Origin of the sequence: Acinetobacter sp. YH12070, from assembly GCF_013419625.1 — a bacterium.
Classification (GTDB): domain Bacteria; phylum Pseudomonadota; class Gammaproteobacteria; order Pseudomonadales; family Moraxellaceae; genus Acinetobacter; species Acinetobacter amyesii.
This window is the reverse complement of the sequence record NZ_VOZT01000027.1, coordinates 1-16,187: the sequence shown is the minus strand read 5'-3', so window position 1 is coordinate 16,187 and position 16,187 is coordinate 1. Positions and strand designations below refer to the sequence as shown.

The 16,187-nt window shown below is 41.3% G+C and carries 12 protein-coding genes and 1 pseudogene; 8 read left to right on the top strand and 5 right to left on the bottom strand.

What is annotated here, in order from left to right:
- Positions 1 to 125: 125 nt before the first annotated feature.
- From FTU17_RS09610 to FTU17_RS09595, 4 genes and pseudogenes are all read left to right on the top strand, one after another.
- Positions 126 to 548 (top strand): annotated as a pseudogene (locus tag FTU17_RS09610) (ABC transporter permease); the annotation flags it as partial.
- Between the two features lie 12 nt (positions 549 to 560).
- Positions 561 to 1,616, top strand: a complete 1,056-nt coding sequence (locus FTU17_RS09605) for an ABC transporter substrate-binding protein (protein ID WP_257227384.1) — start codon at positions 561 to 563, stop codon at positions 1,614 to 1,616.
- Positions 1,617 to 1,618: 2 nt separating this feature from the next.
- Complete coding sequence (locus FTU17_RS09600) at positions 1,619 to 2,452, top strand: ABC transporter ATP-binding protein (protein WP_180135270.1); 834 nt, start codon at positions 1,619 to 1,621, stop codon at positions 2,450 to 2,452.
- Positions 2,453 to 2,472: 20 nt separating this feature from the next.
- A complete protein-coding gene (locus FTU17_RS09595) occupies positions 2,473 to 3,303 on the top strand; it encodes an ABC transporter permease (protein ID WP_180135269.1) in 831 nt (276 codons plus the stop codon).
- A gap of 174 nt (positions 3,304 to 3,477) precedes the next feature.
- Here FTU17_RS09595 and FTU17_RS09590 read toward each other — a convergent pair whose 3' ends face one another.
- Positions 3,478 to 4,572 (bottom strand): sigma-54-dependent Fis family transcriptional regulator, encoded by a 1,095-nt coding sequence (locus tag FTU17_RS09590; RefSeq protein WP_180135267.1) that lies wholly within the window; start codon positions 4,570 to 4,572, stop codon positions 3,478 to 3,480.
- Positions 4,573 to 4,802: 230 nt separating this feature from the next.
- Between FTU17_RS09590 and FTU17_RS09585 the strand changes: the two genes are divergently transcribed.
- Both FTU17_RS09585 and FTU17_RS09580 read left to right on the top strand, forming a co-directional pair.
- Positions 4,803 to 5,018 carry a molybdopterin-binding protein gene (locus FTU17_RS09585; RefSeq protein ID WP_067765474.1) on the top strand — a complete coding sequence of 72 codons (216 nt, stop codon included), beginning with the start codon at positions 4,803 to 4,805 and terminating at the stop codon, positions 5,016 to 5,018.
- A gap of 45 nt (positions 5,019 to 5,063) precedes the next feature.
- A complete protein-coding gene (locus tag FTU17_RS09580; RefSeq protein WP_078194037.1) occupies positions 5,064 to 5,888 on the top strand; it encodes an ABC transporter ATP-binding protein in 825 nt (274 codons plus the stop codon).
- 165 nt (positions 5,889 to 6,053) lie between these two features.
- Here the strand turns inward: FTU17_RS09580 and FTU17_RS09575 are convergent, their stop codons facing one another.
- The 4 genes from FTU17_RS09575 to FTU17_RS09560 form a co-directional block, all read right to left on the bottom strand.
- The gene (locus tag FTU17_RS09575; protein ID WP_180135265.1) at positions 6,054 to 7,418 is read right to left on the bottom strand and encodes an LLM class flavin-dependent oxidoreductase; all 1,365 of its coding nucleotides are present in this window, start codon (positions 7,416 to 7,418) and stop codon (positions 6,054 to 6,056) included.
- A gap of 298 nt (positions 7,419 to 7,716) precedes the next feature.
- The gene (locus FTU17_RS09570; protein WP_180135263.1) at positions 7,717 to 9,078 is read right to left on the bottom strand and encodes an LLM class flavin-dependent oxidoreductase; all 1,362 of its coding nucleotides are present in this window, start codon (positions 9,076 to 9,078) and stop codon (positions 7,717 to 7,719) included.
- Positions 9,079 to 9,330: 252 nt separating this feature from the next.
- Entirely contained in the window at positions 9,331 to 10,698 is a 1,368-nt protein-coding gene (locus tag FTU17_RS09565) for an MATE family efflux transporter (protein WP_180135261.1), read from the bottom strand.
- Between the two features lie 146 nt (positions 10,699 to 10,844).
- Complete coding sequence (locus tag FTU17_RS09560; RefSeq protein WP_180135259.1) at positions 10,845 to 11,999, bottom strand: methionine aminotransferase; 1,155 nt, start codon at positions 11,997 to 11,999, stop codon at positions 10,845 to 10,847.
- A gap of 231 nt (positions 12,000 to 12,230) precedes the next feature.
- Between FTU17_RS09560 and FTU17_RS09555 the strand changes: the two genes are divergently transcribed.
- Together FTU17_RS09555 and FTU17_RS09550 are read left to right on the top strand one after the other, a co-directional pair.
- The gene (locus tag FTU17_RS09555) at positions 12,231 to 15,488 is read left to right on the top strand and encodes a type VI secretion system Vgr family protein (RefSeq protein ID WP_180135257.1); all 3,258 of its coding nucleotides are present in this window, start codon (positions 12,231 to 12,233) and stop codon (positions 15,486 to 15,488) included.
- Positions 15,489 to 15,508: 20 nt separating this feature from the next.
- Positions 15,509 to 16,187, top strand: a 679-nt coding sequence (locus FTU17_RS09550; RefSeq protein ID WP_180135255.1) for a LysM peptidoglycan-binding domain-containing protein, incomplete at its 3' end; no start/stop codon positions are given.

Below are 16,187 nucleotides of genomic sequence, written 5' to 3'. Positions count from 1 at the left end.
CATATTAAGCTTTACGAGGGCGTTGTATCGTCTGACGAGACGTGTATCAAGATGGGAGATATTAAATTGAAGAGCATGCTCTTCAATTTAACCCAAAACTTGGGATTTGTGTAGATACCTATGCCTTTTTAGGTGAGGGACATGGCGCCAAAGTGCTGTTTATTACCTTATCGGTGTTTTATCCCGTGGCGCTACACACCTTTGAAGGTGTGAGCAGTATTTCGCATAAATATCGTGAAGTGGCCGAAGTCTACCAATTTCCCAAGACATACGCGTTTCGTAAATTGATATTACCCGGTGCTTCGGCGCAGATTTTTGTCGGTTTACAACTTGGGCTGATTTTCGCATGGCTTGCCACCATCGGCTCTGAATTTTTATTGGCGAACTATGGCAATGGTCTGGGCAATATCGTGATTCAAGGGCGTCAGGCTTTTGATGTCGAACTGATTATTTTTGGCATGTTGCTGATAGGAATTGTGGGCGTGTTGCTCAATACGTTACTGACTTGGGTTGAGCGTAAAGTTTTAGCTTGGCAGCAGGTTGGATAGGAGAACATAACAATGAAAAAAATGACAATCCATAACATTCCTCAACTCTGGCGCAATATGTTCCTTGCAGCATTGGTCGGTGGCACAGCCTTGGTTGGTTGCAGCACGCAGCGAGTGGATGAACCTCAGCAAGTGGCTTTAAAAGAACTACGCTATCAAAGCTATCCGGGACTGGTGTCCTTACCTGAATTGGCACAAGACTTGGGCTATTTAGGCGACGTTAAACTCAGTTATGTCGGCACGGTACAAGGTGGGCCACAAGATTTACTCACTTTGGTGGCCGGTGATGTTGATTTTGCTGGCGCCTTTAATGGTGCTGTGGTGAAGGTCATCGCTGCGGGTCTAGATGTCGTTCCCGTAGTGGCTTCTTATGGCAGTGATGCTGAACAAAACGTGGGTTTTTATGTGCTAGAAAATAGTCCTATTCGTAGCCCACGAGACTTTATTGGCAAGAAAGTCGCAGTGAATGCCTACGGGGCGCATTATGACTTTGTGGTGAAAGACTATTTGGCCCGTCATGGCTTAACTGAGGATGAAATCCGACAAGTCGAATTGATCATGTTGCCACCAGTGAGCTCAGAACAAGCTCTACGGAATGGGCAAATTGATATTGCGGTGTTCTCAGGCATTTTGGAAAAACGTGCCTTAAAAAATGGTGGTGTACGCAGCATGTTTAAAGATATTGATTTATACGGGCCCTTTACCGCAGGCAGTTTTTCGATGCGCGGAGATTTTATTCAAGCGCATCCCGAACTGGCTCGCACCTTTGTCAGTGGCGTGGCCAAAGCTCAAGAATGGCTACACAACACGCCGAAAGAGCAAATCATTGCCCGTATGGAAAGTATTATCGAAAAACGTCAACGCAATGAAAATATAGCACTTATTCCATACTACACAGGCACAGGTGTCCACGAAGTGGGTGGTGTGCAAAAAGATCAGGATTTTGCCCCATGGGTGAGTGCCTTAGAAAAAGAACACAAATTAAAACCAAATCAAATTGAGGTCAGTCGCATCTATAACAATGAATTTAATCCCTATGCGAACGACCAAAAATCAAAAGGAATATAACAATGACCAGTGCATTACATTTAGATCACGTGCGTAAGGTATTTCCTGCACAAAACCATGTCGGCAGTAAAAATTATAAGCCTGAATTTGTTGCCGTAGAAAATGTCACTTTGGATATTCAGCAGGGTGAATTTGTTTCAATCGTAGGGCCAAGTGGCTGCGGAAAATCTACATTATTAGACTTAATTGCAGGTTTAACCAAACCGTCTGCAGGGCAGATTTTACTGAGTGGCAAGCAGATTACTCAACCGGGTTTAGACCGTGGCATTGTGTTTCAGCAATATGCGCTCTATCCATGGTTAACCGCACTGGAAAATATCGAATTTGGCCTAGAAGCCAAAGGCGTAGCAAAAAAAGAACGCCGTGAAAAAGCCGAATACTATTTGCAGCTTGTAGGCTTAAGTGGCTTTGAAAAGCATTATCCAAATGAGCTTTCCGGCGGGATGAAGCAGCGGGTTGCGATTGCCCGAAGTTTGGCTTATGAACCAGAAATTTTATTGATGGATGAGCCCTTTGCTGCCTTGGATGCGCAAACCCGAGAAACCTTACAGGCCGAGTTGATCAATATCTGGAAAAGCTCGAAAAAAACCATCGTTTTTATTACTCACAGTATTGATGAAGCGATTTATCTGAGTCAGCGCGTGGCGATTATGACCTCAAGACCGGGGCGGATTAAGGAAGTGATTGAAATTCCACAAAGCCTGCGCAGCTCGAGTGAAGATGTCCGTTCATTGCCTGAATATGGCCGAATTCGCCACAAAATTTGGTCATTGCTCAGTGAAGAAGTGATTAAAGCGCAAGCCCTCGAAAAACATAAACAGCTTGCACATAACTAAAATATTCAGAGGATTTATTTATGTCATCGACTAAACAAGCCATCAGTTATACGCAATCGTATAACGACATTAAACCCAGACTACAGTTCACTTGGTTAAACACGGTCTTTAAACGCACCATTGCTATTGTGGCTTTTTTCTTGCTGTGGGAGATTCTGCCGCGTAGTGGTGTGGTCAATCCGGCCTTTTTACCGCCGTTATCTGTGGTGTTGGAAACCACATGGCAGCTATATCAAAGCGGGCAATTAGGCATCCATTTCTTTGCCAGTATAAAGCGTTCCATTATTGGTTTCATTTTGGCCCTAGCGATCGCAATTCCTTTAGGTCTCATCATTGGTTGGTACAAGCTCGTGGCTGAAACCTTAAATCCATTGTTAGAATTGTTTCGAAATACCACAGCATTGGCGTTAATGCCGCTGTTTATCTTATTTTTAGGTATTGGTGAAACCTCAAAAATCAGTCTGTTGGTTTACGCGTGCACATGGCCGATTTTATTGAACACTATTACAGGCGTACAAACGGTCGATCCTTTACTGATTAAATCGGCACGAACCATGGGCCTAAAACCCTATCAATTGTTCCGAAAAGTGATTCTACCTGCATCCATACCCACGATTTTTGTCGGTATCCGTCTGGCAGGGGCAATTTCTATTTTGGCCTTAGTTGCAGTAGAAATGTTTGGTGCCAAAGCAGGTCTGGGATATCTGATTATTTATTCGCAATTTAGCTTTGAAATTCCACAAATGTTTGTAGGCATATTAGTCATTACCCTCGTGGGTTTATCCTTCAACTATTTCTTGATTGGACTAGAAAAATACTTCACAGCGTGGAAACGCAACCCTGTGGAATAATCTAAATGCAATAGAAAAATAAATAAAAAACCTCGGGATATACCGAGGTTTTTTATTACTGATTTTTTATATTTTAAATAATGCAATGAATAAAGAATAATGTAGATGACTATTTATTTATCAGTTTTGTATGGATTATTATTTTAATGTGGAGAAAATAAAAATATGACTTATTTATAATAAGCCATATTTAATTAGGCGAGTGCGAATGACGTTGCGTGTCACTCCAAGCAAACGAGCCGTATGCACTTGATTGTATTGACAGTGCTGATACGCACTTCGGATAAATTTTTCTTCAATCAGCTCATTAATATTGTCATGCTTAAGTTGATTTGCGGCTTGAAAAATTTGTAAAAAGGTCTGCTCAAGTAACTGTCCAGCATCTTGAATATCCTTGATATTGGCTACAGCCGAGGTGGCATTGTGTAAGTTAAACGGCTCTACACGTGAAAACGACGATGCACTTTGAATACTCGAAAAACTAATATCTTCCGGTTCAATCACACCTTTTTCACTGACTAAAATCGCATGTTGAATGGTATTTTCTAATTCGCGAATATTGCCCGGCCAACTATGTAAACTGAGTTTTTTGAGCGCCAGTTGGCTGAGGCGTAATGGTGTGTCATGTGGGTTGGTTTGATAGACCTGAATGAAGTGTTTAACCAAAGGCAAAATGTCACCACGACGCTCTGCGAGACGTGGAATGCGTAACAACGCCACATGTAAGCGGTAGAATAAATCTTCCCTGAAACGCCCTTCCTGTACGGCATGCTCCAAATCGACATTGGTTGCAGCTATGATCCGGACATTAATCGGGATGGACTTGAGGGAGCCGACTCGAACGATCTCTCTTTCTTGTAAAACACGGAGTAATTTGACTTGCATTGGCAAGGATAGATCACCAATTTCATCTAAAAATAAGGTGCCATTATGGGCTGCTTCAAACCAACCGACACGGTTGTTAATTGCTCCTGTAAACGCTCCTTTTTCATGTCCAAATAATTCACTTTCGACCAAGGATTCGGTAAAGGCACCACAGTTCACCGCGATAAAAGGACCTTTGGCACGATGGCTCAATTGGTGGATTTGGCGTGCAACCAACTCTTTACCTGTGCCTGTGTCACCAATGATGAGAGCATTGGCCTCACTCGGTGCAATTTGTTCAATTCGAGACAACAACGCTTGCGATAACGGGTCTGCAAAGACCGTCGCTGTTGCCCGTTTATGTTTCAGTGCAGAGGGCACTGCAGGGTGGGTCAAAATAGACATATCGTTTCTTATAGTTGTTGAAAATGCAGATCATGATGAAAGATTTAAAAATAAAAGATAAATAATAATTCGATATTTAAATATCAGTTTCACCGATAAATTCATGTGTGGATTATTTATCTGATTTTAAGATAAATAAAATCGGGATAACTAAAGGATAAATCAAGATATAGCAAGTGATTGAACTGTTTTATAGTAAAGCTCTCTTAATAACAAAAGGCATAATTAAAATGGCGATTACTTCAGTAAATGTGCGAAACCAATTCAAAGGCGTGATTAATGAAATCGTAGAAGGTCCTGTGGTTTCAGAAATTGATGTAGAAACCAAAGCAGGCTTTTTTACGTCCGTGATCACGACACGTTCGGTGAAGGATTTAGACTTAAAAGTAGGTTCAGAGGTGGTGGTGTTAATTAAATCGACGGAAGTGTCACTGGCTAAACTCTAAGGTTTAGTCCAGCAAAGTTTGTCAGCACAAATAGAGAATAATGATATGAGCGTAGAACAAGCTGGTTCGGTTTCTATTCAGCAGCTAACGAAACATTATCCCACACAAAAGCAAGAAGACTTAACCGTACTTAAGGACATTAACCTGAATATTCAGCCGGGTGAGTTCATTAGTATTGTGGGAAGTAGTGGCTGCGGAAAATCCACATTATTACGGTTGTTGGTTGGTCTAGAGCGTCAGTTTCAGGGCCAGATTTTGGTTGATGGTCAGCCTATACAGGGCACGAGTTTGGAACGTGGTATCGTGTTTCAAGATCATCGCCTGTTTCCATGGTTGACGGTACGGGAAAATGTACGGATTGCATTGCATAAAAGCCAGTTTAGCCGTGCAGAAGAAGATGTATTGATTGATGAACATTTAGAGTTGGTCAAATTAACCCAATTTAAAGATGCTTATCCTTCGCAGTTGTCTGGTGGGATGAATCAACGTGTGGCGATTGCCCGGAGTTTGGTGAATCGACCACAGATTTTGCTGCTCGATGAACCCTTTGGTGCACTTGATGCGTTGACGCGTCAAAATTTACAGGATGAATTACAGCGAATCTGGCAAAGTGAAAAAATCACCATGATCATTGTCACCCATGATGTCGAAGAAGCGGTATTTTTGGGCGATCGAGTGGTGGTCATGCAGCCACATCCGGGACGAATTAAACGTATTGTAGATATTCATTTAGCCCATCCGCGTAAACGCGAAGATGTCCGTCTGACCAATATTAAAAATGACATTTTGACTGACTTTAGTGATCCAGTAAAAGATCAGTTGCTTGAACCTTTATCTCACCGATTTGCCGATTATAAATTTGCATGGTAAGTCTGAATTGACCATCACCTAGACAATGTAAAAGCCCTGAATTCAGGGCTTTTTTTAGGCTTATCAAATATAGGTCAGTATGATCATCGCTTAAGTTGGATCAATATCAGTCCATAAAAATGCCCCAGTTGGGGCATTTGTTTTTCAGTTTTATTAAACGTTGGTTTATGAGGCTTGGAAGGTATGTCTTTTTTCTAAAACATATTGGTTTTCAGGTCGTTTTAAACCTAAGTTTTCTCGTAAGGTCTTGCCTTCATAAGCCGTTCGGAATAGACCGCGACGTTGCAGTTCAGGAACGATGAGATCGACAAAATCATTTAACCCCGCAGGTGTTGTTGGCGGTAGGACATTAAAACCATCGGCAGCGTCATTCTCAAACCATTCTTGCAGTTGGTCTACGACTTGTTCAGGCGTGCCAATCAAGGTCCAATGTCCACGGGCTGAAGCGATATATTGATAGAGCTGACGAATACTAAAATTGTGCTTACGGGCAATATCAATCATCATTTGCTGACGACTGGAGAAATTAATGTCTGCATCTTCTATTTTCGGGAAAGGGGCATCTAGATCAAATTTGGCCAGATTAATGCCACCTGCCAAAGCAGACAATAAACTTAAACCCACTTCTGGGTGAATTAAACTATTTAAAAAGTCATATTTTTCTTGGGCTTCTTGCTCTGTCTTGGCAACAAAAATCGAAACCCCCGGCATAATTTTCAGGTCATCTGCATGGCGGCCATATTTCACTAAGCGGTTTTTGACATCACGATAAAAGGCTTGCGCATCTGCTAAGTTCTGCTGTGCTGTAAAAATCACTTCGGCATATTTACCTGCCAGTTCACGACCGTCTTCAGATTGTCCCGCTTGTACAATCACGGGATAGCCCTGTGGTGGACGAGCAATATTTAATGCACCATGTACCGCAAGATGTTTACCCTTAAAGCGAGGTGGATGCAGTTTATCGCCCGTAAAAAATTGCCCAGTCTGTTTATTGTATTCAAAGGCATCATCTTCCCAAGAGTCCCAAAGCTTTTGTGCCACTTCAATAAACTCATCTGCACGTTCATAGCGTTCTTTGGGGAGCAGCGCATCATTGATGCCATAGTTTTTTGAAACCACACTGCCAGAAGTGGTCACCACATTCCATGCCGCCCGACCTTCTGACAGATGATCTAAAGAGGCAAATTTACGTGCTAAATTATAAGGTGCTTCATAGGTGGTCGACGCTGTGGCAATAAAGCCTATATGTTCGGTTACCGCTGCAAGTGCAGAAAATAGGGATACCGGTTCGAGTCCGGCAGAGAAGGTGCCATTGAGACCCAAATCAGGTGTTGTATCAGGATCGACGGTGACGGGAACATCCGCAAGGAAATAGGCATCAAATAAGCCACGCTCTGCGGTCTTTGCCAGTTCAATAAAGTATTTTAAATTGTGACTATCCTGTGGGCGAGCCTGCGGATGGCGCCAACCTGCCACATGTTGCGAAGTCCCTGGTACGAAAGCCCCTAAGCGAATTTGACGTTTTGACATAAATAAACTCTGTACATGTTATTGTTCACTAGGGGTATTACAAGGTTTATGCCAATTAAAATAGTGTTATAAAACAATATATTATTTTATTGTGAAGTTTTTACTGTTTTAAAATCAACAAAGAAATTAATCGCTTGTTGTGGATGCATCATCCAAAATCTTGCAGAACTTATCTGTTTATATATAAACACATAATAAAATTAAGGGATTTTATGCAGATGGCCTAACTCAGATAGAAAAAATGCCTCGGATGAGGCATTTTAGAGATGGTTGAATAAAAACACTGATTAAAAATTTACTAAGAGGCCTGCACTTGTTGATTCTTCAGCACATATTGATTTTCAGGGCGTTTTAGACCGAGGTTTTCACGTAAAGTTGTGCCTTCGTAGGCCGTTCGGAATAGACCGCGACGTTGCAGTTCAGGGACGATGAGATTGACAAAGTCATTCAACCCTGCAGGTGTTGTTGGTGGCAACACATTAAAACCATCGGCAGCGTCATTCTCAAACCATTCTTGCAGTTGATCTACGACTTGTTCAGGCGTGCCAATCAAGGTCCAATGTCCACGGGCTGAAGCGATATATTGATAGAGCTGACGAATACTAAAATTGTGCTTACGGGCAATATCAATCATCATTTGCTGACGACTTGAGAAATTAATGTCTGCATCTTCGATTTTCGGGAAAGGGGCATCTAGATCAAATTTGGCCAAATTAATGCCGCCTGCCAAAGCAGACAATAAACTTAAACCCACTTCTGGGTGAATTAAGTTATTTAAAAAGTCATATTTTTCTTGGGCTTCTTGCGCTGTCTTGGCAACAAAAATCGAAACCCCCGGCATAATTTTGAGGTCATCCGCATGGCGGCCATATTTCACTAAGCGGTTTTTGACATCACGATAAAAGGCTTGTGCATCTGCTAAGTTCTGCTGTGCTGTAAAAATCACTTCGGCATATTTACCGGCTAGTTCACGACCGTCTTCAGATTGTCCTGCTTGAACAATCACTGGATAGCCTTGCGGTGGGCGAGAGACGTTGAGAGCCCCCAGTACCTGATAATATTGACCTTGATGATTGGGCTGATGTTGTTTGCGGGCATCAAAAAATTGCCCGGTTTCTTTGTTGTAATGGAAGGTATCATCCTCCCATGAGTCCCACAGTTTTTGAGTCACCTCAATAAATTCATCGGCACGTTCGTAACGCTCTTTGGGTTCAGGGTGCTGCTGAATGTTAAAGTTTTTTGCGGCATCGGCAGAGGCTGTCGTTACCACATTCCATGCAGCACGACCTTTAGAAATATGATCTAAAGAAGCAAATTTACGCGCCAAAATATAAGGGTCTTCATAAGTCGTGGATGCTGTAGCAATAAAGCCTATATTTTGCGTCACAGCCGACAGTGCAGCAAACAATGTAACAGGTTCAAAGCCGACGCCTTTATCGCCCAAACCTTTCTCACCTTCGACAGCAGAACTCCAACGGACAGACAGACCATCGGCAAGAAAGTAAGCATCGAATAAACCACGTTCTGCGGTTTTTGCCAGTTCAATTGCATAATCAATATTGAGATGATCTTGTGGGCGAGATTCAGGATGACGCCAACCTGCGACATGCTGTGAGGTAGTTGGAATAAAAGCCCCAAGCTTTATTTGACGTTTAGACATAAAAATTTCTCATCCCAATTATTCTTAAAAGATAAAAGGGATAAGAACAAAATCTATGCCAAACCGTAATTATTTGAAAATAAGAGGGTTTTAATTTTAATTGGTTCTAAGTGTAGATAAATCAACAGGATATAAAGCCATGTGTTGAAAAATAAACAGCAGTTTAAGGGCAAACTTTATGCATGGATCAGTACAAGATTTTCCATATGTAAACTTAAAGCGTGTATTGGCATTGAACGCTATTAGCAAACTTTATAGCAATACTTTGATGGCTTTTCGTCTCCATACCAATTGGTAATACAGCCCTTGTAAAATACATAAGCTGACAAAGGCCAAAGAATAGGCATACCAAATGCCTTTTAAGCCCCACCATTCACTGAATAGGTAGGCACACGGCACTTCAATGCAAATAATCGCCATAATATTAATAATCATCGGCACGGTCACCGTTCCGCTGGCCCGCATAATGGAAGCAAAAATAGCACTGGCACCAAAAAATAAAATCGACCAAAGCACAATGAACAGTAATTCTTGACCGAGAACCACAACTTCAGGATCTGTAATAAACAGCGCCATTAAATATTTAGAGAATAAATAGCCCAATGCCACCAAGATGCCAGTAATTATGAAATTCATCCCGATGGCCGTACGTTTCACGCGATTAATTAATTCAGAATGACCCGAACCGATGGCTTGTGCTGCAAAAATAGAAGCCGCAATCGCGATGGACAAGGCCGGAAATTGGATATAGTTCAAAACCTGATTGACCGCGCCATATGCAGCAGTAGCATCAGCCCCATGGCGGTTAACTAAACCGACAATGACGAGACCGGCCACAGAGGTCGTGACCATCTGAATACCCGTTGGAATCCCCAGTCTTAAGATAATTTTACTAAGATCATGTTGATGGCGAATATGACGAATCAACTCGAAGTCGAGTTTGAGCGGGTGATCTTTCTTTTTTAAGTAGAAATATAAAAATACCAAGGCAATTAAAAAGCCAATATGACTGGCAATGGCAGGGGCAATAATACCTAAACTTGGAAATCCAAATTTTCCTGCAATCAGTACTGGTGTAATGATCAGCCCTGAACCAATGGTCATACCCGATGCAATCAGCGGTGTTGTACTGTCACCGACCCCACGCAAAATCGAGGTGTAAATAATATAAATAAAGAGTAGTGGACTACCCGCAAGCATCCATTGCACATAAGGCAAAGATAAATGCATCACGTCAGGGGCTGTGCCTAAGGCCAATAAAATGGGCTTGGCAAATATCACCCCTAAAAAGGCAATGATGCTGCCACCAATCAAGGTCATAAACAGGGTGGAACCCACCACAGTACGAACTTTTTCAAGATTCTGCGCGCCCCAAGCTTGCCCCACCAACACGGTTGCACCTGCCGAGAGCCCGATCACAAAAGCCATTAAACAGAACAAGATCGGGAAAAATACCGCAACCGCTGCAATGGCATGCACCCCAAGCATCTGACCGACAAAAACGGTGTTAATGGTCCCAGATAAATTCTGCAAAATATTGGTGGCGATCAAAGGCACCAGAAAAACTAAAAACGTTTTCCATAAATTTTGCTGAGTAACGAGGGACTGTTGTTTTGACATGCTCAGGTCCTATACGCGGCTTTTTATGATTTTAAGTTACTGATAACACTATCATGTTGGCATTCAAAAAAGCCTTAGTTTTTGAGTAACCAAGGCTTCATTATTTCTACATGTCTGTTTTAAAAAACGTTTGGGCAGATACGGCTTTAAACCGCGGAGAGAATCTCTGCAGCTCGATCTAAGGTGGCATCTTGTTTGGCAAAACAGAAACGTAATAAGCGTAAATTTTCCGGCGGTTTTTGATAGAATACCGAGACAGGAATCGCCACGATTTTATGTTGTTCTGCCAACAACTGACACATTTCCACATCGCTTAAATCTGGGCGTATGGCACTGTAATCAAGGTTTTGGAAATAGGTACCTGCCGATGGAATCAACTCAAATCTAGAGTGGCTTAAGCCCGCATTGAACCGGTCACGTTTAGCTTGGTAAAAATGGGCCAATTCAGCAATGTGCTCAGGATGTTCTGCCATAAAGTTAGCCAATGCCATTTGTACGGGCGTAACTCCACAGAAATTGGCAAATTGATAGATTTGGCGAAACACTTTCATCAAGGCTGGCGCTGCAATGCAATAACCGGTTTTCCAACCTGTGACGTGAAAGGTTTTACCAAATGAGCCCACGACAAAACTGCGTTCACGCAGCTCAGGAAATGACAAAGCAGATAGATGCTGACGACCATCAAAAATTAAATGCTCATAGACCTCATCCGACAGCACTATAATATTTTTATCTTGAATTAGTTCGATTAAGTTGAGCCAGTCCTCACGCCCCCAAATAGCACCTGTTGGATTATGCGGTGTATTGACAATAATCATCCGGGTTTTATGGTTAATTGCAGCGGCAACACGATTCCAATCCACAGTAAAATGGGGCGTCTCTAAGGTAATGTGAATGGGATGAGCCCCAACCAATTTTACACTGGGCGCATAACTATCATAGCTCGGATCAAAAATAATCACTTCATCATCCGCATGAACCACGGCTTGAATGGCACTAAAAATACCAATGGTTGCACCCGGGGTAATGGTCACTTCGGTGTGAGGGTCAATATTTAATTGGTCTCGATGGGCAAACAGTTGGACCAATTGCTCACGTAAATGCATCAGTCCATCGCCGGGTGCATATTGGTTAAAACCCTGTTGCGTCGCATCACTTAGCGCATTTAACAGTGCTGGAGGTGCAGGAAAATCAGGAAAACCTTGAGATAAGTTCAGTGCATTTAGACGCTGCGCCATTGCACTCATGACGCTAAAAATAGTCACACCTTGTGCAGGCAGTTTGGATTCAATTGTGATCATGGAGCTTAAAATTTTTAATAGGTTGCATTTTGAGTGTAGCAGCATCTCAGCGGCTGCGAAAAGTTAGATCAGCAAAATTGATCCAGTATTGACGTTCCTATTCACTTGAATCCTAAAGTGATGTAAAAGCCAAAAAGAAGAATTCAACAAATTATTTGCAAAATAGGGTAGACGAAAAAATAAACATTTCCTAAAATGCCGTCATTAAAAAAAATTAAATACATAATAACAATGCTTAAAAATATTCACGCCATGGTGGAAAACTTTGGCTTTAGCGTACAGAAACGTGCGCTACACATTCATTTCTCAAATGAACATCTAAATTCTGAAGTTTTTATTCAACGGATTGAAGGTCAACACCGTATTAATCAAGGCTTTCGTGCGGAAATTATTTGTCTCTCGACCAATGCTCATCTGGCTTTAAAGCAGTTTATAGGCGGCCGAGTGGCTGTCGATCAAGTGACAGATTTGGGACAACTCAGTCGCCTGACTGGTGTGATTACTGGGGCTAGCCAAGGTCAAAGTGATGGTGCACTGACCGTTTATAAACTGGTGATTGAGGATGCGACAGCACTCTGGCATAAGCGTCGTAACAGCCGTGTCTTTATGAACAAATCGGTACGGGAGATGACCGAGATTATTTTTAGTGAATGGCAGAAAAAAAGTGCGCTGTTTGCTGCCAGTTTAAGCTTGAACTTAGAGGGGCTTGCACGTACTTATGATGTGCGTCCATTTACCATGCAGGCGAATGAAAGTGATTATGCATTTTTAACCCGCCTTTGGCGCAGTGAAGGGATCAATTGGTTAATTGATGAAGCTGAGTTATTTGTTGCATTTTCGGCTGCACCAATGCAAGCACAGCAGCTGCGTTTAATTGATACCAATCAAGCTTATAGTGCTTTGGAACGGAAAAAAATTCGCTTTCATCGGAGTCATGCCACGGAACGTTTGGACACAATCACCAGTTTTGTGGCAGAACGTTTTTTACAATCGACCACCATTCAAACGCAGCGTTGGCAAGCTCAACAATTGGCACAAGACCAAAGTAATCCACTCTTAAGCGCCCATGCACAGAGTGAGCAACAGCACAATGAAACCTTAAGTTTAGAGCAGGCGTGGACCATGAGTTCGGCTTGGACAACCGACCTTAAAGGTGCAGATCAGGCGACCACTTCAAATACACAGCAATTGGATCAGTTGAATCGGCAACTCAATCATTATCAGGAACTTCAAGCCAAATACTTTACCGCTAGTAGTAGCGTGCGGGACGCTCAAGTCGGGTATTGGTTTGAGTTAGAAAATCATCCTGAAATCGATCAACATCAAACGACAGATCGTGAATTTCTCATATTGGGCAAAGCATTTTATAACCAAAATAATTTACCCAAAGATATTTTGGTTCAATTAGAAAAGTTACTTGCCGCGAGCCGTTGGCTATCTTTAGGGGATGAAAGGCAGGCCAACGAGCTGTATGTGGTCCGTCGGCAAATTTCTGTGGTGCCTGAATATGATCCTTTATTACACCGGCCACCTGCGTTTCCACAGCGGGCTAAAGTGGTCGGTCCAGAAGGTGAAAGTATATATGTCGATGCTTGGGGGCGTATCAAAGTTCGGTTTACGTTCACCCGCAGCGATGACCATAGTCATGATGGTGGAGCAGGGAGTAATGATAATGACAGTGACTCGGCTTGGGTTGATGTGCTGACCCCATGGGCAGGTGAAGGTTATGGCGCACGTTTTCATCCTCGTATTGGCGAGATTGTGGTTATCGACTTTTTTGAGGGAGATGTCGATCGTCCCTTTGTAGTAGGACGAATACATGAAGCTGAACGATCTCAGACCATGTTTGACCTCAAAGGTCAGCTTCCTGAAACCAAAAAACTCAGTGGTATCCGCTCGCAAGAAGTTGCGGGAGCAGGCTTTAACCAACTGCGCTTTGATGACACGACGGGGCAGATCAGTACCCAATTACAAAGTAGTCATGCAGCGACACAGCTGAATTTAGGTAATCTCAGCCATCCTAAAGAACAAGACAGTAGCCATGGTCGAGGAGAGGGTTTTGAGCTGCGAACGGATGCTTGGGGGGCAATGCGTGCAGGTAAAGGTTTACTTATTAGTACCTATGCGCAGGATAAAGCCGTTGCCGATCATCTTGCTGCTGCTGAAGCTCAGTCTCTTTTAAATCAAGGGCATCAGAGCATGAATATGCTGAGCGATTTAGCCGTAAAGCAGCAGACCGATGCATTAAATGTGATTAATCGTTTGCCGAAGTTAATAAACTCTTTAGAAATCAAAAGTACTGCCGAAGCTGTTAAAGCGACTTTAAATTTGTTCAAGGAGGAGCTAAGTCGAGACCCATTGGCAGCGTTAAAAAACTGCAAAAGTTTTGTCAAAGAAATGGGCTCAATCGCACATGATGTCAAAAGTACAGTAAAAGAATTTAAAGCATTCTTTAATGATGCCGAAGATGCCTTTGATAACTTAAAGTCTGTCATAGATCATATTGAAGAAAATGGTAAGGATGTGATTCAAGGGCGGGTTGCATGTCTGAAAAGTAACCTCAAAGAAGATCCATTAAAAGCATTAAAAGATGTGGGCAAATTGATCGAAGACATCAAATTTAACCCTGATGATTTATTGAATAATGGTGGTTTTGGTTTGTCACCAGCGATGACACCCATAAAAGCATTAGAAAAAGTACAAGGCTTTATGGAAGGCTATGCGCAAGGTTTAGAAAAATCCAATACAGCGGCAAAACAAGAACAAGGCAAATTATTCCGCCAAGCACTGATGTTACTTGCATCACCTAATGGTATTGCACTCACTACACCGGAAGATATTGTATTACAAGCCTCACAGGATATTGCAGAAAGTGCACAAGGTTCGATTAATTTCAGTGCTCAAAAGAATATTGTTGGTCATGCACAAGACAAAATCAGTTTGTTTGCGGCTCAAAAGGGCCTGAGTGCTTATGCCGCAAAAGGGAAAGTTGAATTACAAGCCCAAGATGATGCTATTGAAGCAATTGCACGAAAGGTGATTAAGCTCATTTCAACGGAAGATAAAATTGAAATTACCAGTCCTAAAGAAATCGTGCTGACCGCAGGGGGCTCGCAACTGAAAATTAATGGCAGTGGAATATTTACAACAACAGGCGGCAAGTTTGAGAGTAAGGCGGGGCAGCATAGTTTTGTGGGGGGAGCGACTGTAAATGCTCAGTTGCCGAAGCTGCCTGGTAATGGTGTCTATAGTAATAAATTAGATTTATATAATTTATTTATTGGCGAAAATTTTCAAAAAATTGAATATCAATATTTAGATAGTAAAACAAATACATATGTAACTGGAAATCTTGATGATGATGGTCAAACACAAGATCATTTTTCAGATGAACAAAAAGAATTTGATATTTTAGTTGGTTATGAAACACCTGAATGGCTTAGTGAAGATGATTTAAATTTTGACTATGTAGAAGAAAAAGATATATAAAAAATCAGGAAAGTATTTTTATGAAAGGCAATGTAGAGTTTCAATTTTTAGACTTATTATTCAATCCTATATCTAATTTAGAATATAAGGTTGAAGATTTAAAAAATAAAGTAATTGCTGCTGGAATGAGTGGTAAGGATGGAAAGACAGTCATAATTAGTAGAAATTTAGGTTATATATTAAGAGTTTCTGTAAAAAAGACAAATGGTGAATATAAATATGTTGGCTTATATTGTGTTTATAAAGTTAATGATTTGAAAATTTTCAGAAGTCCAAAAGTATTAATAAAAAAATTAAAAAAAATTGAAAATAAAAAACAAGAAGGGAAATCGCAACCATTTACATATACTGTTAAAGAAAATGATAAATTATTTGATATAGCAAAAAATTATAATACAACTGTTGCATTATTATGTGGTTTAAATAAAATTAAAGATGCAAATAAAATATATAAAGGTCAAAAAATACAAGTTCATCCAAATTATAAGGCTACTGGTGAGAAAAATGAAAAATCTATCACTAAAAATAATGAAATTTCATTAAATTCATATGCTTATGAAGTTAAAAGAGGGGATACTTTAAGTGGAATAGCTGTTAAAACAGGCCTATCAATAGGTGAATTAAAAAATTTAAATAATATAGCTAATATAAATCAGATATATGTTGGTCAAATTTTAAAGTTGAACCATAATACACCTT